Consider the following 21606-nt stretch of genomic DNA (forward strand, 5'->3'; position numbering starts at 1 on the left):
TGCGTGGTGGCTCATATGGGGGAACCGGCCTTCTTTTCGGTGGTAGGCGGGGTCCGGGCGGTGGCTGCAGGCGCGATGATGCCGGAGGGCATACGCTCGCGCAATTCATCCTCCTCCTCGGCCATGACCGCCTTCATCCGGGCGGTGATGTTGGCGCGCTTGCTGTCGCCTGATATTTTCTGGCCGACCAGGTCGGTGACGTAGAAGGTGTCGATTACCTTCTCGCCGAAGGTGGTGATGCGGGCCGACTGGATGTCAAGCGACAGATCAGAGAGCACGGCGGTGATCTCGGACAGCAATCCCGGCCGGTCGAGGCATTCGACCTCGATGACGGTGAACTTGTTCGACAGGCTGTTGGTGATGTTGACCGACGGCGGAATGACGAATGCCTTGCTTTTCTTGCGGTTGCGCGCGCGCGTGGCGATGACTTCGGGCAGCCGCTTGCGGCCGGATAGCACGTCCTCGATCATCCGTCCGATCGTCGCCGCCCGGCGCAGTTCGTCGGCATCGTCGGTAAATTCGCGGCTGACATGGATCGTGTCGAGCGCCCGCCCGTCCGATGTGGTGAAGATCTGGGCGTCGACGATATTGGCCCCGGCCGCAGCACAGGCGCCGGCAATGACGGCGAGCAGTCGCGGATGGTCGGGCGACAGCACGGTGATCTCGGTGATCGCGTGGAAACTGTCGGTGCGCACCGTGGTGGCGAGCGCCTGGCCCGCCTTATCCGACTGGCGGATGAAATGGGCGTGACGGATCTGGTCTTCCAGCGGTACCGAGAGCAGATAGGGCTGGTAGTGCAGCTTGGTATAGGTATTGCGGTCCTTCTGGCTCCAGTCGGCGAGTGCTGAATGCAGCGCTTCGGCAGCGGCATTGGCCCGCTCCTTGCGGGAGACCTCCGAAAAGCCGCCGGCCAGCAGCAGCTCGGTCTCATAATAGAGCGTGCGCAGAAGCTGGCCTTTCCAGCCGTTCCAGACGCCCGGACCGACGGCGCGGATATCGCAGATCGTCAGGATCAAGAGCATCTTCAGCCGGTCGAGCGACTGCACGCGGTCGGCGAAATCGGTGATCGTCTTGCGGTCGGTGAGGTCGCGGGTCTGCGCCACCATCGACATGGTCAGATGTTCCTCGATCAGCCAGACGACGATCTCAGTCTGTTTCTGCGACAGGCCGAAACGGGCGCAGAGCTTGCGGGCGACGCGGGCGCCGGCGATCGAATGATCCTCCTGGCGGCCTTTGGCGATGTCGTGGAGGAGAACGGCGACATACAGCGCTTCGCGATCCTCGATGCCGGGCATCAGCTTGTTGGCGAGCGGATGCAGATCCTCGGCGCGCCCCTTGTCGATCTCGGAGAGAATGTCGACGGTGCGGATCAGATGTTCGTCGACCGTATAGTGATGATACATGTTGAACTGCATCATCGCGACGATCTTGCCGAATTCGGGGATGAAGCGGCCGAGCACGCCGGCCTCGTTCATCCGGCGCAAGATGAGCGCCGGATCACGCTTCGACGTCAGGATCGACATGAACAGGCGGTTGGCCTCGTCATTTTCCCGTAGGCTGTTGTCGATCAAAGCGAGTGAACGGGTGACGCGTTTCAGCGCGTCCGGATGGAATTCCAGCCCATTGATGTCGGCGACGTGGAAGAGCCGGATGATGTTGACCGGATCGCGCTTGAAGACTTCGGGGTCGGCGAGCGCGATGCGGCCGCGGTCCTCGACGAATTCAACGCTGCCGGCGATCTTGCGGTTGCGATGGGTGAAGCGGCTGATGACGCCGGTGAGGCCCGGGATCGACTTCGCCTGCTGGTCTTCGAGCGCAGCGCAGAGGATGCGCGTGAGGTCGCCGACATCCTTGGCGACGAGGAAATAGTGCTTCATGAAGCGCTCGACGGCCGAAAGGCCCGGGCGGGTGTGATAACCGAAGGCTTCGGCGATCTCGCGCTGGATATCGAAGGACAGGCGCTCCTCGGCCTTGCCGGTCAGGAAGTGCATATGGCAGCGCACCGCCCAGAGAAAATCGTCGGCTTTCTCAAGCAGACGGTATTCGTGCTTGGACAGCACGCCGAGCTTGACCAGTTCCGCCTGGTCGCGCACGTGATAATAATATTTCGAGATCCAGAACAGCGTGTGCAGGTCGCGAAGCCCGCCCTTGCCTTCCTTGACATTCGGTTCGACGAGATAACGCGTGTCGCCCGCCTTGCGGTGGCGCTCGTCGCGCTCGGCCAGCTTGGCGGCGATGAATTCGGGACCGGTGCCGGTGACGATTTCCTTGTCGAAGCGGGTCTCGAGCTCGGTTTCGAGCCGCTGCAGGCCGCAGATGTAGCGCATTTCCAGGATGGCGGTGCGGATGGTCATGTCGGACTTGGAAAGCGCGATGCATTCCTCCACCGTGCGGGTGGCATGACCGACCTTGAAGCCCATGTCCCAGAGCACGTAGAGCATGAATTCGACCGCCTTGTGCGTCTCTTCCGCCGGCCTCGGCAGGAAGAGGAACAGCAGGTCGATATCCGAGCCGGGCGCCAGCGTGTCGCGGCCGTAGCCGCCGACGGCGGTCACCGCAAACTTGTCCTTCTGATGCGGAAAGATATGGGCGGTGGCGAAATTGTAGAGGGCGGCGATGATCTGGTCCTGCAGCCAGGAAATCCGGTAGGCGCAATTGAGCCCGCCGCCGTCGGCCATCAGTGCGGCGCGCGCCTTCTGCCGACCTTCCGTGCTCGCCTTCTTCAGCACGGCCAGAAGATCGGCGCGCAGGACGTCGGGCCGGCTGCGGTTGGCCTCGGCAACGGCGTCACACTGCTTCTGCAAGAGCTCGACGTCGAGGATATTGGAGAAATCGAGGTCGCGCATCGCTGTCGCCGGGACGGTTTCCTGTTCATGCCGGGCTGCCGGTTCACGGCCTGCCGCTTGTTTCGTCTGCATGCGCTATAGCCCCTTTGCCCGGCGATTGACACGGGCTTTCATACTGCAAGAACCTTTAAATTTGGCGAAATGGTGTTGGTTCGCTGCAAGATGCAATGGCGCTTTGACGCAAGGCGCCGGCTTTCCCGGAATCCTCAGCCGGCGGCTCGCGCATTCAGCAAATGCAGAACCTGCCGTGTCTCGCGCATGATCTCTTCAAGCGCCTGCCTGTCGCATTCGCGATAGCCCGCCTTGGCGATCGACGTTCCGAGTTCGCAGATCATCGCGCAACAGCGGGTGATTTTCAGCATGCCGATCGGCGAAGTCCAGCCGCGCGCATTGCGGTCCTTGTCGGCGCGCCGCATCGTGTCGAGCATGGAGCAGATGAGCGAGAGGCGCTCGGTTTCGCGAACCAGTTTTTCCATGAACATGGCGCGCTACTCCTATTTCAGCTTCTTCTTGAGATCGTAAAGTGCATCCATTGCCTCGCGCGGCGTCATGTCGTCAAGGCTCATCGCTTTCAACGCCTCCTCGACCTTGGAGGGTCCGCGGGCGGTATCCTCGCGGCGCACCGCCACCTGGAAGAGCGGCAGGTCGTCGATCAGCTGGCTCGCCGGGTTCTTGCGGTCGGCATCTTCCAGACGGGTGAGCACATCGCGGGCGCGGGCCACGACCGAGGCCGGAAGCCCGGCAAGGCGCGCGACCTGAATGCCGTAGGAGCGGTCCGCTGCACCCGGCCCGACCTCGTGCAGGAAAATGACGTCGCCGTCCCATTCCTTGACGCGCATCGTGGCGTTCGACAGCCGGCCAAGCTTTTCCGAAAGCACGGTCAGCTCGTGGAAATGCGTGGCGAAGAGGCCGCGGCAGCGATTGGCCTCATGCAGGTGCTCGACGGCGGCCCAGGCGATGGACAGACCGTCGAACGTGGCGGTGCCGCGGCCGATCTCGTCAAGGATGACAAGGGAACGGTCGCTGGCCTGGTTGAGGATCGCCGCCGTTTCCACCATCTCGACCATGAAGGTCGAGCGGCCGCGCGCCAGGTCGTCTGAGGCGCCGACACGCGAGAAAAGCCGGTCGACGATGCCGATATGGGCTGATGTCGCCGGCACGAAGGAGCCCATCTGCGCTAGAATGGCAATGAGCGCATTCTGGCGCAGGAAGGTCGACTTGCCGCCCATGTTTGGGCCGGTCAGCAGCCAGATCGCCCCGTCCCGGTCGCCGGTCTTTGGCGAGAGATCGCAATGATTGGCGACGAAGGGGCCGCCCGCCTGCCGCCGCAGCGCCTGCTCGACAACCGGATGGCGCCCAGCCTCGATGGCAAACATCTTCGAACCGTCGACCTGCGGGCGGCAATAGGCCTGCTCCTCGGCGAGAAGCGCCAGACCTGCGGCGACGTCGATGACGGCAAGCGCCCGGGCGCCTGATTTGATCGCCTCGGCTTCCGCAACGACGGCCGCCGTCATCCTGTCGAAGGCTTCGAGCTCGATCGTAAGCGCCTGGTCGGCGGCATTGGCGATGCGGCTTTCGAGATCGGCAAGTTCGGTCGTGGTGAAGCGCATGGCGTTCGCCATCGTCTGGCGGTGGATGAAGCGGGCTTTCGCGTCCGCCGTCTCCGTCATCGGTGAGGCATTGCCGGCGGTGACTTCGATGAAATAACCGAGGACGTTGTTGTGCTTGATCTTCAGCGACCGGATGCCGGTTTCCTCGGCATATTGCAATTGCAGGCCGGCGATGACGCGCCGCGACTGGTCGCGCAGCGCCCGGACCTCGTCGAGCTCGGTGCTGGCGCCGTCGCGGAGAAAACCGCCATCGCGTTTCAACAGCGGCAATTCGTCGGCAAGCGTCTCGGCAAGCAGCTTTTCCAGCGCCGCGGGAAGGGCCTGCAGCCCGGATAGCGCCTGGCCGAGCTCTTCGGGCAGCATCGCCTTGCCGAGCATCGCCGCAAGTCCGCCCGCCGCTTCCAGGCCCTGGCGGATCGCCCAGAGATCGCGCGGACCGCCGCGGTCGAGCGCCAGCCGAGACAGCGCGCGCGGCATGTCGGGCACATGTTTCAGCGTGTCGCGCAGATTGCCGCAGAGCAAGGGTTCGCCGATCAGGAAGCCGATCGAATCGAGCCGGGCATTGATGCGGGTGGGGTCGGTCAGCGGCGACATCAGCCGCTCGGCGAGAAGCCTGGCGCCGCCGCCGGTGACGGTGCGGTCGATCGCCTTCAAGAGCGAACCGTTGCGATCGCCCGAAAGCGTGCGGGCAAGTTCGAGATTGGCGCGGGTGGCAGGATCGATGAACAGCGTCGAAGCGGCACTTTCCCGCTCCGGCTTTCCAAGCGGCGGCCGCTCGGCGATCTGTGTCTTCTCGACATAGGCGACGGCGGCGGCGGCGGCCGCCAGCTCGGCGCGCGAAAAGGTGCCGAAGCCGTCGAGCGTCGCGACGCCGAAATACCGCGCGATCCGGCCTTCGGCGCTGGCGCTGTCGAAGAGCACGGCCGGCTGCGGCACGGCTGTCCGGCCGAGCACGTCGAAGACCGGCTTGAGTTCGGGATCGTGGAAGATCGTGTCGGGCAGGATGAGTTCGCGCGGATCGATGCGCAGGATATCGGCAAGCAGGCGCGAGGCTTCGGTCTCGGCAAGCCGGAAGACGCCGGTGGAAATATCGATCCAGGCCAGCGCCAGCAAGGCCTCGCCGCTGCCGCGAATACGGGTCAGCGCCATCAGATAGTTGGATTCCGAGGGCGAAAGCAGCTTTTCCTCGGTGATCGTGCCTGGAGTGACGAGGCGGACGACGTCACGCCTGACGACGGATTTCGCGCCGCGTTTCTTCGCTTCCGCGGGATCCTCGATCTGCTCGCAGACGGCGACACGGAAGCCGAGGGAAATCAGCTTCTGCAGATAGTCGTCGGCCGCATGCACCGGAACGCCGCACATCGGGATATCCTGGCCCATGTGCTGGCCGCGCTTGGTCAGCGTGATACCGAGCGCGCGTGAGGCTTCCAGGGCATCCTCGAAGAACAGCTCATAGAAATCGCCCATGCGATAGAACAGAAGCGAACCGGGATTGTTCGCCTTGATCTCGATAAATTGCTCCATCATCGGCGTCGCCGAGGCACGGCTTTCCGCCGTGGCGAGCTCGGCAGCCGAAAAGGCTTCATTCCCTGTGTCTATTCGTGCGTTCACGGAGGTGGAGTTTTTCCCAAAAAAACAGGTGCCAACCCTATCCGCGCGCCGCTATAGATGACAACAGCATTTGAGGAAGAGCAAAGCGTCGCCCACAGGACGTTGGAGGATTTATGCCCGATATCGATAAGAAGGACCGGCCGGTGACGTCTGTTACCGACCAGGAGGCGCTCGAATTTCACGCAATGGGCCGGCCCGGCAAGCTGGAGATCAACCCGACCAAGCCGATGGCGACGCAGCGCGACCTCTCGCTTGCCTATTCGCCGGGTGTTGCCGTACCCGTCAAGGCGATCGCCGCCGATCCGCAGACCGCCTATGATTACACGGCCCGCGGCAATATGGTCGCCGTCATTTCCAACGGCACGGCAATCCTCGGTCTTGGCAATCTCGGCGCGCTGGCCTCCAAGCCCGTCATGGAAGGCAAGGCGGTGCTGTTCAAGCGCTTCGCCGACGTCGATTCCATCGACCTCGAGATCGATACGGAAAATGTCGACGAGTTCATCAACTGCGTGCGCTTCCTCGGTCCCTCCTTCGGCGGCATCAACCTCGAAGATATCAAGGCGCCGGACTGTTTCGTCATCGAAAGCCGGCTGCGCGAGCTGATGGACATTCCCGTCTTCCATGACGACCAGCACGGAACGGCGATCATCGCCGCTGCCGGCCTGATCAATGCGCTGGAACTGACCGGCCGCGACCTGAAGACGACGAAGCTCGTCTGCAACGGTGCGGGTGCTGCGGCGATCGCCTGCGTCGAACTGATCAAGGCGATGGGTTTTGCGCCGGAGAACGTCATCCTGTGCGATACCAAGGGCGTCATCTACCAGGGCCGCACCGAGGGCATGAACCAGTGGAAATCGGCGCATGCGGCAAAGACCGACACGCGCACGCTGGAAGAGGCGATGGAGGGCGCGGACGTCGTTTTCGGCCTGTCGCAGAAGGGCGCGTTTTCGGCCGAGATGATCCGCTCGATGGCCGAGCGGCCGATCATCTTCGCCATGGCCAATCCCGATCCCGAGATCACGCCGGAAGAGGTGGCCCGCATCCGCGACGACGCCATCATGGCGACGGGTCGTTCGGACTATCCGAACCAGGTCAACAACGTCCTCGGCTTTCCCTATATCTTCCGCGGCGCTCTCGATGTGCGCGCCTCCACAATCAACGACGCAATGAAGATCGCCGCCGTCAAGGCGCTGGCAAACCTTGCCCGCGAGGACGTGCCGGATGATGTGGTCGCCGCCTATCAGGGCAACCGGCCGCGTTTCGGGTCGCAATACATCATCCCCGTTCCCTTCGATCCCAGGCTGATCTCGGCGATCCCGGTTGCCGTCGCGCAAGCCGCGATCGAAAGCGGCGTCGCCCGCAAGGTCATCACCGACATGTCCGGCTACGCCCGCGAGCTTTCGGCGCGCCGCGATCCGATCGCCTCGACGCTTGCGAGACTCTACGAGCGTGTCCGCCGCCATCCGAAGCGGATCGTCTTTGCCGAGGCCGAGGAAGAACAGGTCCTGCGTGCGGCGATGTCCTATGCCAACCAGCAGCTCGGCACCGCCATCCTGCTCGGCCGCGAGGATCTGATCCGGGCGACGGCGGAACGCGCCGGCATCGATCTCAACCGGCCGGGCCTCGAGATCGTCAATGCCCGTATCTCGACCCGGGTCGAGGCGTATATCGACTATCTCTATGCCAGGCTGCAGCGGAAGGGTTATCTCCACCGCGATGCCCAGCGGCTGATCCACAACGACCGCAACCATTTCGCCGCCACCATGGTGGCGCTCGGCGACGCCGACGGCATGGTGACGGGGATTACCCGCAATTATTCGACGGCACTCGAAGATGTGCGCCGCTGCATCGACCAGAAGCCCGGCCATCGCGTCATCGGCGTATCCCTGGCGCTCTGCCGCGGCCGCACCGTCTTCGTTGCCGATACCGCGGTGCATGACATGCCGACGGCCGAGGAGCTTGCCGATATCGCCGAGGAAGCCGCAGGTCTGGCGCGGCGCATGGGTTATCCACCGCGTGTCGCCCTGCTTGCCTATTCCACCTTCGGCCACCCCTCGGGCGAACGCTCCGAGCGGGTGCGCGAAGCAGTGAAGATCCTCGACAAGCGCCGCGTCGATTTTGAATATGATGGCGAGATGGCCGCCGATGTCGCCCTGAACCGCAAGGTGATGGAGCAATATCCCTTCTGCCGCCTCTCCGGACCGGCCAACGTCCTCGTCATGCCGGCTTTCCACTCGGCCTCCATCTCGACCAAGATGCTGCAGGAACTCGGCGGCTCCACGGTGATCGGTCCGATCCTCGTCGGCGTCGACAAGCCGGTGCAGATCACCTCGATGGGCGCCAAGGACAGCGACATCGTCAACATGGCGGCGATCGCCGCCTATGGGGCTGGTTCGTAAACCTCGTCCTGCCGACATATGAGACGGAATTCTCTGCCCGGCCGACCGCCCGTCGGCCGGGCAGAAGTTTTCGTGGGCAGCCGCGATGAAGCTTCTGCCCGTGGTGTCAGCGGACACGGTTTTCTTTCAATGTCGGTGCATCGGGAGCCTCTTCCCGCCCAGGTAGTCCTGAGGAAGCGGAGCGTGCTACTCTTCCGATAAGTCATACTTTTGATATAATAACCCTATACGGGCGGCATAAATTTGCCCGCAGGAACCTAAAAAACTGCGGGCAGTCGATGCGGTTTCGCAGCTCAGTTGTTTAATACCAGCCGGTTGGTTTCCCATGCCAGAAAACGCATCTCCCAATTTCATCGCCCGATTTCAGGGGGCAACTTTCGACGATATGGTTGAAGCTCTGACCAAGGGGTTCGGTTCGTTCGACGCATGGCGCAATGGTCGAGAGAAACCACTCGACTGGAAGGTCGGGTTTTGGGGTGATGAAAGGTTGTCGCTGGTCAGCAACCAGGATTCCGGCGGCTGGGGTGCAAGAACGGCACATGGAACGCCGGAAACTCTGGCAATCATCATGCCGCGTACGGGTGCTCTCGATGTAGCGCTTGGTCGGACTGTGATCGAAGGGACACCTGGGCGGCTGTTGTTGATGAACAATCTCGAGCCGGAACGGGTTTCCGTGCGGGCAGCGCCGCACCGGTCGGACACACTGAGTCTGAACTGGACAATCATCGCTCAGACCGTCGCCGCCGTATTAGAGACCCCCTTGACCGGGGCAATGGACTTGGCACCGCTCATTGATCTTTCCACGGCGGCGGGCCAGTTGATCGGCAGTCTCGCCCAAACGATCATCATCGGCATGCGCAACAACTGGCCGCTCCTTCACTCGCCAATCGCCATGTTGAACCTGACCCAGGCGTTTGCCGATCTGCTGGTGCGCTCGGTTCCTCATCGGCTCTCGCATCTTCTTGACAAGAAAATCCATCTGATCGCACCACGGCATGTCCGTCGGGCAGTTGAATTTATGCATGCGAACATCGCACAGCCATTGACGATGCAGAGTGTCGCGGAGGCGGCAGGCATTTCCATTCGCGCTCTTGAAAGCGGTTTTCGTGCCTTCAAGGGAACCACACCGGCTGCCTACCTCAGGACGATCCGCTTGCAGGCGGTCCGAGAGGATCTCTGCGATCCTTCAAACCGGCAGCCGTTGCGGGACATCTGCTTGAGGTGGGGATTCTTTCACTTTGGCCGCTTTGCGGCAACCTATCGGGCGGCGTACGGAGAGAACCCGTCGGACACCAGAAGGCGAGCCGATCTGTGACAGACGATCGTCACTCTGCGTAGACTAAATTAGCTCGCGAAGCGGCCGGCGTCGGCGCCGTAATAATTCAGGTAGCGGTCGGAAATGCTGGAGATCGGCAGCACGATCAGCACGTCGGTTGTGTTGAAGGCATGATCAATGACCGCGCTGGAGCCGACCATCGCGCCGAGGCGCAGATAGCCCTTGATCAGCGGCGGCAGCGCCATTAGCGCCCGCTTCGGGTTGATGGCCTCGACCGGCATCAGATCCATGTTGCGGGCGAGATCCGGCAGTGCCCCGACGGCCCACTCGTTCTTCGCCAGCACGTTGTGATAGAGGAAGGACAGCGCCAGCGCGTGGCTTTCGAGATAGACACCCGGGAACGAGGCGCAGCCGAACATGGCGCTGACGCCGTGTTTCAGCGCATAGGCCCAGTTGCCCTGCCACAGGAGCTCGACGGTGCGCTTGGTGCGGTATTCCGGCAGCACGCAGGAGCGGCCGAGCTCCATGAAGCGTTTGTCCGGATGTTTCGCGATAAGGCCCTCGATTTCGAATTCGGAAGCCGAGTAAAAACCGCCATTGGCGACGGCGACATCCTGACGCAACAGCCGGTAGGTGCCGACGATCTGGTCTTCCGGATCGCCCTCGATCGAGCGATCGAGAACGAGAAGATGGTCGCAGACAGCGTCATAGGCATCGACATCACGCTGCCGGCGCATGGCATCCAACGGCAGCTGCGCCTTCATTTCGTCGACGAACACGCGGTAGCGCACGGCCTGAGCAGCATCGATCTCGCGCGCCGTGCGGGCAAGGCGGGTCTCCAGATTGCCGATGCGGCCGAGGATATCGCCGTCCTTCTGCACAGCAGCCGTCGAGGGTGGTGCAGCCTCCGCGGTGGTGTCACGATTCAGGATGTCGATGGCGGACATGACGATTCTCCCGTTGCCGGCTTATCGACGCCATAAAACACTTCTCTGCGACAGGAAAGTGACATTTTGAATTTCCAAGCGCAAGCAGCGGGCCGGTTCCTGAGGCGCTCACCGCGCCTCTGCCCGGCGGGCGGAAAGTGCGGCGACCGCCTGAACTTCGGTCAGCAGCCGCACCGGATCGACCGGCTTTACCATGACGCGGTTGGCGCCGTTGAGCAAGACCTGGCGGCGTGAATCGTCGCTCTTGTCGGCAGTCAGGACGATCACCGGCACCGAGGCGAGATCGAGCCGCCGCTCGTGGCCGCGCAGGCGTCCCAGCATGTCGATGCCGTTCCCACCCGGCATCGAGAGATCGCTGATGATGATATCGGGCCGGGCATTCGCCTCGCAGAGCGCGCAGTCGAGCAGCGACTCGAAATCTTCGACATGGCGCACCTTGTGCCCGCCCTTTTCCAGGACGACGCGCACCAGCATGGCATTGATCGGATCGTCCTCGCCGAGCAGGATGCTGAGCCCGCTGGCGGGAACCACCGTCTCCGCCACCGAAAGGCCGAAGCCCGGCTGGTTGTCGTTCAGCGCGTCGCGCTTCTCCATGCCGCGCATGCGCCCGCGCAGCACGTCGATCAGCGACTGTTCGCGCAGCGGCCGGATCAACCAGGCATCGAAAAGGTCGAGCGGATGGGCGCTGCGTTCTTCCGGGTTGACGAGCAGGACCTTGCGCAGGCCAAGGGCGGCGATTTCGGCGCGATCGGCAAGATGATCGGAAAATTCCGCCGACATGCGATGGTCGATGATGATATCGGTCGGCCGCCGTCCGCCCTTTGCCAATCCGAGCAGCGTTGACCGCGCCGTCTCGCCGTCGCCGACGAGATGGCAGAGGCCACCGAGCGCGGTGATCGTCTCGGCGATGGCGGTACGCGCGGCACCTGCCGGCGCCAGCAGCACGACGCTGTTGCCGGCAAGCAGCGTGTTTCGCCGGTCGGGGCGCTCGCTGCCGATATCGACCGGGAAGCGGATGGCGAATTCGCTGCCTCTGCCCTTTTCGCTGGCAACCGTCAGAGTGCCGTTGAATTCGCGCATGATGCGGGCGGAGATGGCAAGGCCGAGCCCGGTCCCGTTGCTCTTGTCGGCAACGGTCCCGCCCTGCTCGAACTCGCCGAAGACGCGCGCCTGCTCCTCCGCCGTCATGCCGGGACCGCTATCGGTCACAGTGATCAGCAAGTCGCCGGCGTCGAGCGACACGCGGATGAAGACGCCGCCGACCTGGGTGAACTTCACGGCATTGCCGATGACGTTGAACAGAACCTGGCGCAGCCGCGCCGGGTCGAAGCTCATATTTTCGGGGACATCGGATGACACGGTGGCGCCGATCTCGATACCCTTTTCATGCGCCCGGTGGGCGAGCATCTCGACGACGCTTTCCAGAAGCTTGCGCAGCGATTCCGAGCGCGGATGCAGCGCGAAGCGGCCGACCTCGATGGTAGAGAAATCGAGAAGATCCTCGACGAGCTGCGTCAATGCATGGCCGGACTGGCGGATGCTCGCGAGATAGTTCTGCTGCTCCTGCGTCAGTCGCGTCTCCGCAATCAGATGCGTCATGCCGAGAATGCCGGAAAGCGGGGTGCGCACCTCGTGGCTGACGGTGGCAAGCAGCCTCGATTTGGCGGCGCTGTTATATTCAGCCTTCTGGCGGGCCTCCTCGCGGCCCTGCGCGATGAGCCGCTCGTCGGTCACGTCGCGGGCAACGCTCTGCAGCAGCAGGCGGCCGTTCGCCGGGTCGCGGGTAACGACGTCGCGCCAGAGGAAGATGCGCTGGCCTTCCGGCGTCGAGATCTCGACATCGTAGCAGTGCGATATCGGACCGGGGCGGAAGGCAAGGCCGATCTCCTCGCAGGTTCGTCCTTCCGGACGCAGGCGCCCGGTCAGGCGGCGAAAAGTGTCGTTGGCGGAGATGATGCGCCGGTCCATGGTGCGGCCGACCGTGATGTCGCCGAGCACGTCGTGCACGTCGGCAAACAGCTTTGCGCCGGCGTTCCAATCCGGCATGGATTGGCCTGGACGCTGCCCGGCCTTGCGCGACCGAACCATCAGAAGGGCATAACTGGCGATGACGGCAAGGCCAAGAACGACGAGACCGCCCGAAAGCAGCAGCGGATCGCCGGCATGGGCAAGCAGCATCAGGATCGTTGCGGCAAGAAGGCCGGCGCCGCCCAGCCAGTAGAACAGCAGGCGCCTGGTCGCTGCGGGCCCGCTCTGGCGATCATCGGCTCCCCGGGGTGCCGCTGCGTTCGGTCGTGAGGAAAGGGCCTCCATCCGCTTCTCATGCGGCTTAGCGGCGGGTCCACCGAAGGCGGCGGACAATCTTTCCTGCAACTGTCCCAGGTTCTGCATGCTACCTAGCTAACATGAGGCCCGTTCCGAATGCCTTCAGGATTTCGATAAGATTTTAGCGGCCGGCCTTTTTCGGCAGCAGCAGCTCGTCGAGAATGACGCAACCGGCGCCGATGGTGATGAAACTGTCGGCGAGATTGAAGACCGCGAAGGACCAGCTCTCGGTGTAGAAGAGAATGTAATCGATCACATGTCCATAGGCGAAGCGGTCGACGAGATTGCCAATCGCCCCGGCGATGATCAGCGCATAACCGAGATGAGCGAGCCAGCGATCCTTCGCCGTGCGGTACCATAGCCAGATGACGAAGGCGACGATGACGAGCCGCATGCCGACGATGAACCAGCCATCCATGCCGGACAGCATCGAAAAGGCGACGCCGAGATTGTAGGTGCGGTAGAGCGCCAGCATCGGAATGACCGGCACGACCTCCTGTAGCGGCAGGTAGTGATCGACGGCGATCTTGACGACCTGGTCAATGAGAACGGCGACGACGATGAAGAAGAGGATCGGTGCCGGGCGCGAAAACAGCGCGGGGCGTGCAAGCGTCTGTTCGGTCATTTGCCCTCGGCAAGTGAGAGGAGATGGCGGCGCGCCTCGAAAAGCATGATGGCGGTGGCGACAGCGAGGTTCAAGGAATCGGCGCGGCCCTGCTGCGGAATGCGGGCAAGCGCGTCGGCCTCCTTGGCCAGTTGCTCCGGCAAGCCGGATTGTTCGTTGCCCATCAGGAGCACGACAGGCTTTTTCCGGTAGTCGATCGTCCGGTAATCGACCGCGCCGGCAAGATGCGTCGCGACGACGGAAACGCCGGCCGATTTCCGCCAGGCAATGAATTCTTCAGGGGTTGCCCGCGCGACCGGAACGGCAAAGACCGAACCCATGGTGGCGCGTACCGTTTCGAGCGAGAAAGGGTCGGTCGTTTCTCCGACCAGAATGATGCCGGAAGCGCCGGCCGCATCGGCCGTGCGGATGATGGTGCCGAGATTGCCGGGGTCACGCACCCGGTCGAGCGCTACCCATGTCTCGCCATCCCTCGGCCGGATATCCCGCAGCGGCTTCCAGCGCTGCTCGAAGATGCCGACGACCATCTGCGGATTGTCGCGGCGGGTGATCGAGGCGATCACCTTTTCGCTGACTTCGAGCACCAGCCCGCCCGAGGCGACGGTCCTGGCCGCCATCTGCTCGACCAGCGGCTTGCCTTTGGCGGCCTTGGCATAGACCAGCGTGCGGATCGCCCAGCCGAGTTCGATCGCATCGATGACGAGCTTGAGCCCTTCGGCCAGGAAAGTACCGCTTTCCTCGCGCGACTTCTTGTTCGTCAGCGCCTTGATGTCCTTGATGATCGGATTGGCGAGCGAGGTGACTTCCTTCACCTGCCCGACCCTGCGCGGTCCCTGATCGTGGAAATCCTTGCTCATTTCGGCACCCAGCGGGAAAAGAGGGAGGTGGAAAGCGCGCGGCCCTGCGTCTTGCCGTCGGTGCCGGCTTCGCGAATCACCAGCTCGCCGGATTCAACCACGCCGCCGGCGCCCCGCATCGTCTCGCGCATCAGCTCGTGGATCGAATAGAAGCTGGCGCGGATCGAATAGGCCGTCAGCACCAGGCCCACGGCCTTCGGCGACAGAATCTCGCGGCAGACATCGAGCATCAGGGGCAGATGCTCGAAGAGATGCCAGACTTCGCCATTGGGGCCACGGCCGAATTTCGGCGGATCGGTGAGGATGATGTCGTACTGGCTGCCGCGCCGTTCCTCGCGCAGGATGAATTTCATCGCATCCTCGCAGATCCAGCGGATCGGCAGCTTCTCCATGCGCCCGAGCGTCTGGTTTTCCCGCGCCCAGCCGATCGCCTTCTTCGAGGCGTCGACATGGGTGACCTCGGCGCCGGCTGCGGCGGCAACCAGCGAGGCGACGCCGGTATAACCGAAGAGATTCAGCACCTTCAGCGGCCGGCCGGCCTTTTCGGCCTGCTCTTTCATCCAGCTCCAATGGACGATCTGCTCGGGGAAGACGCCGACGTGACGGAAGGAGGTGAAGCGGCCGAGGAAATCGACGCCGAGCAGATTGAGCGGCCAGGTCTCGCCGAGCGCATCTTTCGGGAACCGCCAGCGGCCGGAGCCTTCCTCGTCGGTATCGCCGGTGAAGACGGCATCGACCTTTTCCCAGACATGAGCGGGCAGCGAAGGCCGCCACAGCGCCTGGGCCTCGGGACGGATGATGCGGTAGGGGCCGTATTGCTCCAGCTTTTCGCCGTTGCCGCTGTCGATCAGGTGGAAGTCGCCGGCCCCGAGCGATTCGAGGATGACGGGCACGCGCTCGACCGGACGTTCGCCGCTGCGTGTCATCAGAGGACGCTCGACCGCGCCAGGCACGGCAGCCTCGCGCACTGTCTCGCGGGCCGCCGCAGGCCGCGCGACCGGCTTCGGCGGCCGGCCTGTCCGATCGTTCCTCCGGCTTTCACCGGAAGAACCTGATGTTTTCTTCTGGCCCGGCCGGCCTTCTCTCTGTTTCAACGTGCTCTTCCGCATCTCTGTCGGGGTGTCTTATCGGCTTTGTGTCCGCTGCGGCGCCGTGCGTCTTTTCAGACGTGCAAAGGACGCTGCAGCACTTTGAATATGCAGTAGCCCAGAAAAGCGTGGCGGATCAACTGCGCAGCCGCCTGAGCCCGGGCAAGAGGAGCGGGTTCTCCCGGCGCAATGCCTATTTCAAGCCCTCGGAGGCCTGTGTGCGAAGCCAGCTTTCCGCCGTATAGAGGGCTGCGACATGCATCGACTGCATGATGACGGCGCCGGACTGCAGGTCGGCAAGGATGGCAGCAAGATCGGTAAACAGCAGCTCGACGTTCTCGCCCGGGTCGAAAAACGGTTCGCCGGCCTTGCTCAGGCCGAGCGCCAGCCAGCTGGTTACGGCGTTGCTGTGGCTGGCGGCATTCGGATAGGAGGTGAGCAGTTTGACGAAGGTCGAGGCTTCATAGCCGGTTTCCTCCCGGAGCTCGCGCCGGGCTGCCGCCAACGCCGCATCGCCGGTGTTGCTGTCGCTGCGTTCGACGCCGCCGGCGACGAGACCGAGCACAATCTCGCCGCGGCCGTGTCGGTATTCCCGCGTCAGCAGCACGCGCCCGTCGGGCATCACGGGGATGACGTTGATCCAGTCGGGATAATCGAGCACATGAAAGGGCGCGATGACGGTTCCATCGGCGGTGACACAATCGTCGCTCCGGACCCGGATCCAGCGGTCCTCATAGGTGATCCGGCTTGCCGTCACGCTCCAGGGCTTCAGTTCGTCGGTCATCGGCCCATCCCTTGTGTGTCAGATGTGTGACATCGGAACCCGGCAGATAACATTCCGTCCCGCCTTGGCAAAGCGCTTTCCCGCTGGGATAAGATGAGCGAATCGAAGATGGGGCCATCGAATGGATTTCACCGGCGAAGAACGCATCGCCGCGCCGCGGGACGTCGTCTGGGCAGCACTCAACGATCCCGACATCATGCGTGGCTGCATTCCAGGCTGCCAAGGTATCGAGCGGCTTTCGCCGAGCGCCTTCGAGGCGACGATCAAAGTCAGGTTCAGCCTGCTGTCCGCCACCTTCCATGGGCTGCTGACGCTTTCCAATGTAGACGCGCCGAAGAGCTATACGCTGTCGGCCGAAGGCAAGGGCGGTCTTGCCGGCTTCGCCAGGGGCAGCGCCGATATCGTGCTTGAGGAAAGGGGTGCCGAGACTATCCTGCACTACCGCTCGAAGGCCGAACTCGGCGGCAGGCTCGCCCAGCTCGGCGCCCGTCTGCTCGACTCGGCTTCGCAAAAGCTCGCCGAAGGGTTCTTTTCGGATTTCAATGCCGCGGTCGTCGCGAAGATGGCGGCCGGTTAGGCTTGGCGCGGGTTGGAGCTTCGTTTAAATCGGCATGATGACGTGGACCATTAGGCCGCCGCGGGCGGAAGACCAGGAAATGCTCGCGGAGATTTATCTTTCCGTGCGCCGCGAAACATTCGTCTGGGTCGATCCCGGCAAGTTCCATCGCGAGGATTTCGCCGCCCATACCAATGGCGAGACGGTCTTCGTTTGCGAGCATGCGGATGGCAGCGTAGCCGGCTTCCTGTCGCTCTGGCCGGAGGACGATTTCATCCACATGCTCTACTTAAGACCGGAATTCCAGGGTCGGGGCGCCGGCACGGCGCTGTTGCACGCCCTGCCGCAATGGCCGCAACACCGGTACCGGCTGAAATGCCTGGTCAAGAACCGGCGGGCAAAGGCGTTCTACCTTTCCCATGGTTTCCATGTGACCGGCAACGGCGCGTCGCCGGAGGGCGACTATGAGGAGCTGAGCTTTTTTCCGGTTTGACTGCCGCCGCCGGCCGCCGAAACCGAGCCAAACGAATATTGACCGGTTTTATCGCGCCGGCAGCTGCCCGGCGATCTCCTCGGCGCGGTTCTTGTGGCGGTCGGCCTCGCTTTGCCAGCGGATGGCTTCCTTGGCCTCGGTGCGGGCGCGCTTGCGGTGTTTGCCCTGGCTGAACCAGGTGGCGGCCGCGCCGATCAGCATGCCTGTAATCAGCGCGATGAACAGGAAGACGAAGAAGGGCGCGGAAACCGCGAGCACCTGATCATCAGGCCGGAACGGATTGAAGGCGAGCGTGACGCTCTGCCGGTTGGCGACGCAGAAGACGATGAGGATGACGCCGAGCGGCAGCAGAATCAATAGGTTGACGATCTTCTTGGCCATTTGAGGTCTCCACGCGGCAGATTGCGCCGGTCTTTTTGAGGGGCGCGTTTCATGCTTACAGCACGACGCGTCTTTGTAAGACGCGCAAAGCACGATGCGTTACCAGAATAGGAAAACGGCCCTCGAGTTCAAGTGCGGTTTCGCCGCAGGCGGTTCGCGCCGCTCAATCCTCTTCGTCGGCCTGGCCGGGATTGAGCCGCTCGCGCAGCTCCTTGCCGGTCTTGAAGAAGGGCACCCACTTCTCCTCGACGAAGACGGTGTCGCCGGTCCGCGGGTTGCGGCCGGAGCGCGAAGGGCGGTTCTTGACCGAAAAGGCGCCAAAGCCGCGCAATTCGACTCGGTTGCCCGCAGCCAGTGCATCCGTGATCTCGTCGAGAACCGCGTTGACGATATTCTCGACGTCGCGATGATAGAGATGCGGGTTGCGTGCGGCAACAATCTGCACCAATTCGGACTTGATCACATTCGCCCCCTTAAATTATTGATTTCTTATCAATCGTGGCCAACCTGCCAAACTGAAAGCAGCCCGTCAAGAAGCAACTTTGGGGGCAGGATTCCATTGATATCCTGGGTTTTCATGAGATCATCATAACCGAAGATCGTAATCAACCGCGAAACAGCCCCAGCGAGCAGAAAGGGCGTATTGCTCTTCTTGTCCCAGTCGACCATCGGCAGATCGCCGTCGACGCCGCGTGATTTGAGATAGGCACGGATCTCAGCCTCGCCGCCGATGGCATCGACGAGTTTCACCTTCAGCGCCTGGCGGCCGGTATAGATCGTGCCGTCGGCCAGTTTCAGCACCTCGTCGCGCGGCAGCTTGCGCCGGTCGGCGACCAAGTCGACGAACCAGTTATAGCTGTCGACCACCATGTTGCGGATCATCGCTTTGGCTTCCTCGCTCGCCTCGTGGAAGGGCGAGGGCTCGGCCTTCAGCGGCGAAGACTTGATCTCCTGCAGCGAGACGCCGATCTTGTCGAGCAGCGGCTGGATCTGCGGATACTGGAAGATGACGCCGATCGAGCCGGTAATCGAGCTGTCGCCGGCAATGATGGTATCGCCGGCGGTGGCGATCATGTAGCCGGCAGAGGCGGCAAGTGTGCGCACGTCGGAGACGACAGGCTTCTTGGCTGATATCGCGCGGATCGCCTTGAAGATTTTTTCGCCGCCATAGGTCGTGCCGCCGGGCGAGGAGATCGAAATCACTGCTGCCTTCACCTGGTCGCTGGTCTCGACCTTCTTCAGCCGCTCCAGAAGCTCGTCGTCGTCGACGATCAGCCCCGATATCGTCACATGGGCGATGTGCGGGCGCTCCGTCCCGGTATCGCCGAGGGCGAAGCGGTAGAAGGCGAAACCAAGTGCCACGATGAGGGCCACCGCGATGAGGCGCCAGAAGCCGAGCTTGCGGCGCAGCCGACGGCGATCCGCGATGATCGAACTGTCCATAAAAACCTCCAGCGCTGGCACCGGCTTCGGCATGGCGCCGATCGACCCGGTGAAATAGGGTGGCAGCGGCCCGTACGAATGCCACTTTTCAATGTTTTTCCGTTTTGTTGCTTGTTGCAGAAAAAATTCCATATTGGCAAGCCAATGTAATAATGCGAAACGAACTGTGATTGGCGGCCGGCTTTGTTATGAAGGCGCGGCGATCACCGCACATGGACGAGGCCTATGCTCGATACCCTGAAGAACAACGGACATGCCGCCTATTCAGGGTCGGGCAAGAATGCCTATGGCGATGCGTTGTTCCATTCCGCCCGCGTGCGGCGGCTGAAAATATTGCTGCCGGTGGCGGCCCTGGTCATCGCAGCGAGCCTCACCGCGGTGGCGTTGGTCCGCATCTATCTGCCCGAGAACATCAAGTTGGAAGGCGCCAAGATCGAGAACGGCAAGGTCGTGATGGAAAAGCCGGCGATCGCTGGCCGCAATTCCGACGGCATCAACTATTCGATGCTGGCCGAAAGGGCGCTGCAGGACATCCGCAATCCCAATCTCATCACGCTCGAAACCATCAAGGCCGCCGTGCCGATGAATGACGGCCTGATCGCCCGCGTCGTCGCCTCGACCGCAGACTACAACCGCACTACCGACAATCTGCATATGACGGCCCCCTTCACTTTGGTGCTGAGCAGCGGCCTCAATGCGAATTTCCAGTCCGCCCAGCTCGACATCAAGGGCGGAAACATGCGGAGCGACGATCCCGTCACCATCACCAAGGACAATGCCTCCATTGTTGCGCAGTCGATGGAGATAACCGATAAGGGGCGGGTGATCACATTCGAGGGGAATGTTCGCATGAATGTCGATCCATCCACCATCCATAAACAGGGCACTTAACCAGCCGGGTCATCCATGACAAAAGATTGTCGCATTTCCACTTGCAAGACAGGCATGGCATTCGTTGCCGGCGCATTTGCCCTCATTCTGACGGCCTCGGGCGCGGGTGCGCAGTCGACCACGATGTCGGGCATGAAGCTTTCCAACGACCAGCCGATCCAGATCGAAAGCGACAAGCTTGAGATCCATGACCAGGAACACACCGCGCTTTTCACCGGCAAGGTCAAGGTCGTTCAAGGCACGACGACGATGCAGTCCGGCAAGATGACCGTCTATTACAAGGACAAGGCGGCAAAGCCGGCTGCCGACGGGGCGCAACCCGCTGCCCAGCCGGAGCAGTCGGCCTCGCTTGCATCGGGAAGTGCAGATATCGACAAGATCCTGGTGACGGACAAGGTCCTCTTGACCTCGGGCACGCAGACGGCGACCGCCGATGACGGCAATTTCGACATGGCCTCGCAGACATTCATCCTCACGGCAGATGAGGGGAACAAGGTTATCCTGTCGGACGGGCCGAACGTCTTTACCGGCTGCAAACTGACGGTTCACATGCAGACTGGCCAGGCGGAGCTTGAAAGCTGCGGCGGGCGTGTCCAAATTCAGCTCGATCCGAAATCGAAGCCGAATACACCGCAGCAGAAGCAGAACTGAGAAGCCGGCCTCCCACGTGAAATTATCATCGCTATCCACCATGTTCGGCAAGCCCGGGCCACAAGCTGCGGGTGCCGCCGACAAGAGCCGTTATCAGGGAACGTTGATCGCACGCGGTCTGACGAAGACCTATGCGACGCGGCGCGTCGTCAACGGCGTCTCGCTGGTGGTGCGCCGCGGCGAGGCTGTCGGCCTGCTCGGCCCGAACGGCGCCGGCAAGACCACCTGTTTTTATATGATCACCGGCCTTGTGCCGGTGGACGAAGGCACGATCGAGATCGACGGCAACGACGTCACGACCATGCCGATGTACCGCCGCTCACGTCTCGGCGTCGGTTACCTGCCGCAGGAAGCCTCGATCTTCCGTGGGCTGACGGTGGAAGAGAATATCCGCGCCGTCCTCGAAGTGCATGTGAAGGACAAGGCTGAGCGCGAGCAGAAGCTGAACGAGCTGCTGGAGGAGTTCCATATCCAGAAGCTGCGCAAGAATGCCGCCGTCGCCCTTTCCGGCGGTGAGCGCCGCCGCCTCGAAATCGCGCGTGCGCTTGCGACCGACCCGACCTTCATGCTGCTCGACGAACCCTTCGCCGGCGTCGACCCGATCTCGGTCGCTGACATCCAGAATCTCGTTCACCACCTGACGGCGCGCGGCATCGGCGTTCTCATCACCGACCACAATGTACGCGAGACGCTGGGTCTGATCGACCGCGCCTACATCATCCATGCCGGTGAGGTGCTGACCCATGGCCGGGCGAACGACATCGTCAACAATCCGGAAGTGCGCCGGCTCTACCTCGGCGACAATTTCAGCCTCTGATACCGG

19 protein-coding genes are annotated in these 21606 nt (G+C 62.6%); 7 read left to right on the forward strand and 12 right to left on the reverse strand.

Translation table 11 applies throughout. The features are described from left to right. Positions 1–11: 11 nt before the first annotated feature. The 3 genes from AB8B31_RS00160 to mutS all read right to left on the reverse strand — a co-directional run bounded on the left by AB8B31_RS00160 (position 12) and on the right by mutS (position 6067). Positions 12–2918: a [protein-PII] uridylyltransferase gene (locus AB8B31_RS00160; protein ID WP_018244508.1), complete on the reverse strand. Its 2907-nt coding sequence runs from the start codon at positions 2916–2918 to the stop codon at positions 12–14. Positions 2919–3052: 134 nt separating this feature from the next. After that, positions 3053–3328 (reverse strand): hypothetical protein, encoded by a 276-nt coding sequence (locus AB8B31_RS00165; protein ID WP_018244509.1) that lies wholly within the window; start codon positions 3326–3328, stop codon positions 3053–3055. Positions 3329–3340: 12 nt separating this feature from the next. After that, positions 3341–6067 carry a DNA mismatch repair protein MutS gene (gene mutS, locus AB8B31_RS00170; RefSeq protein ID WP_128408945.1) on the reverse strand — a complete coding sequence of 909 codons (2727 nt, stop codon included), beginning with the start codon at positions 6065–6067 and terminating at the stop codon, positions 3341–3343. Positions 6068–6180: 113 nt separating this feature from the next. Between mutS and AB8B31_RS00175 the strand changes: the two genes are divergently transcribed. Both AB8B31_RS00175 and AB8B31_RS00180 read left to right on the forward strand, forming a co-directional pair. Further along, on the forward strand, positions 6181–8466 hold the full coding sequence (locus AB8B31_RS00175) for an NADP-dependent malic enzyme (RefSeq protein ID WP_128408944.1): 2286 nt from the start codon (positions 6181–6183) through the stop codon (positions 8464–8466). Between the two features lie 325 nt (positions 8467–8791). Beyond that, positions 8792–9781 (forward strand): helix-turn-helix transcriptional regulator, encoded by a 990-nt coding sequence (locus AB8B31_RS00180; protein WP_128408943.1) that lies wholly within the window; start codon positions 8792–8794, stop codon positions 9779–9781. 29 nt (positions 9782–9810) lie between these two features. Here the strand turns inward: AB8B31_RS00180 and AB8B31_RS00185 are convergent, their stop codons facing one another. The 6 genes from AB8B31_RS00185 to AB8B31_RS00210 form a co-directional block, all read right to left on the reverse strand. Continuing rightward, positions 9811–10689 carry a GNAT family N-acetyltransferase gene (locus AB8B31_RS00185; protein ID WP_018244513.1) on the reverse strand — a complete coding sequence of 293 codons (879 nt, stop codon included), beginning with the start codon at positions 10687–10689 and terminating at the stop codon, positions 9811–9813. Positions 10690–10797: 108 nt separating this feature from the next. Then, on the reverse strand, positions 10798–13080 hold the full coding sequence (locus tag AB8B31_RS00190; RefSeq protein WP_439007335.1) for an ATP-binding protein: 2283 nt from the start codon (positions 13078–13080) through the stop codon (positions 10798–10800). Positions 13081–13135: 55 nt separating this feature from the next. After that, the gene (gene lspA / locus AB8B31_RS00195) at positions 13136–13639 is read right to left on the reverse strand and encodes a signal peptidase II (RefSeq protein WP_018244515.1); all 504 of its coding nucleotides are present in this window, start codon (positions 13637–13639) and stop codon (positions 13136–13138) included. Further along, the gene (locus AB8B31_RS00200) at positions 13636–14496 is read right to left on the reverse strand and encodes a TrmH family RNA methyltransferase (protein ID WP_028731670.1); all 861 of its coding nucleotides are present in this window, start codon (positions 14494–14496) and stop codon (positions 13636–13638) included. Before AB8B31_RS00200 ends, lspA begins: the two co-directional genes overlap by 4 nt. Then, entirely contained in the window at positions 14493–15590 is a 1098-nt protein-coding gene (locus AB8B31_RS00205) for a class I SAM-dependent methyltransferase (RefSeq protein WP_439007336.1), read from the reverse strand. Before AB8B31_RS00205 ends, AB8B31_RS00200 begins: the two co-directional genes overlap by 4 nt. Positions 15591–15777: 187 nt before the next feature. Next, positions 15778–16368 carry an NUDIX hydrolase gene (locus AB8B31_RS00210; RefSeq protein ID WP_131702163.1) on the reverse strand — a complete coding sequence of 197 codons (591 nt, stop codon included), beginning with the start codon at positions 16366–16368 and terminating at the stop codon, positions 15778–15780. A gap of 121 nt (positions 16369–16489) precedes the next feature. On the opposite strand from AB8B31_RS00210, the gene AB8B31_RS00215 reads away from it, so the two are divergent. Beyond that, on the forward strand, positions 16490–16945 hold the full coding sequence (locus AB8B31_RS00215; RefSeq protein WP_047617260.1) for an SRPBCC family protein: 456 nt from the start codon (positions 16490–16492) through the stop codon (positions 16943–16945). Between the two features lie 37 nt (positions 16946–16982). Further along, on the forward strand, positions 16983–17417 hold the full coding sequence (locus AB8B31_RS00220) for a GNAT family N-acetyltransferase (RefSeq protein WP_065277028.1): 435 nt from the start codon (positions 16983–16985) through the stop codon (positions 17415–17417). A 48-nt stretch (positions 17418–17465) separates the two neighbouring features. On the opposite strand, the gene AB8B31_RS00225 is transcribed toward AB8B31_RS00220, so the two are convergent. The 3 genes from AB8B31_RS00225 to sppA all read right to left on the reverse strand — a co-directional run bounded on the left by AB8B31_RS00225 (position 17466) and on the right by sppA (position 19241). Then, the gene (locus tag AB8B31_RS00225; protein WP_018447771.1) at positions 17466–17798 is read right to left on the reverse strand and encodes a LapA family protein; all 333 of its coding nucleotides are present in this window, start codon (positions 17796–17798) and stop codon (positions 17466–17468) included. A gap of 163 nt (positions 17799–17961) precedes the next feature. Further along, complete coding sequence (locus tag AB8B31_RS00230) at positions 17962–18261, reverse strand: integration host factor subunit beta (protein ID WP_003544934.1); 300 nt, start codon at positions 18259–18261, stop codon at positions 17962–17964. 29 nt (positions 18262–18290) lie between these two features. After that, complete coding sequence (gene sppA / locus AB8B31_RS00235; protein WP_026188591.1) at positions 18291–19241, reverse strand: signal peptide peptidase SppA; 951 nt, start codon at positions 19239–19241, stop codon at positions 18291–18293. A 225-nt stretch (positions 19242–19466) separates the two neighbouring features. Between sppA and lptC the strand changes: the two genes are divergently transcribed. The 3 genes from lptC to lptB are packed head-to-tail and all read left to right on the forward strand — an operon-like array spanning position 19467 to position 21600. Continuing rightward, positions 19467–20132 carry an LPS export ABC transporter periplasmic protein LptC gene (gene lptC, locus AB8B31_RS00240; RefSeq protein ID WP_018244522.1) on the forward strand — a complete coding sequence of 222 codons (666 nt, stop codon included), beginning with the start codon at positions 19467–19469 and terminating at the stop codon, positions 20130–20132. A gap of 15 nt (positions 20133–20147) precedes the next feature. Next, complete coding sequence (locus AB8B31_RS00245; RefSeq protein WP_018244523.1) at positions 20148–20783, forward strand: LptA/OstA family protein; 636 nt, start codon at positions 20148–20150, stop codon at positions 20781–20783. A gap of 40 nt (positions 20784–20823) precedes the next feature. Next, positions 20824–21600 carry an LPS export ABC transporter ATP-binding protein gene (lptB, locus tag AB8B31_RS00250; RefSeq protein WP_047617258.1) on the forward strand — a complete coding sequence of 259 codons (777 nt, stop codon included), beginning with the start codon at positions 20824–20826 and terminating at the stop codon, positions 21598–21600. The last annotated feature ends 6 nt before the right edge of the window (positions 21601–21606 follow it).

It is taken from the genome of Rhizobium sp. 62_C5_N11_2, assembly GCF_051811185.1.
Classification (GTDB): Bacteria; Pseudomonadota; Alphaproteobacteria; order Rhizobiales; family Rhizobiaceae; genus Rhizobium; species Rhizobium leguminosarum.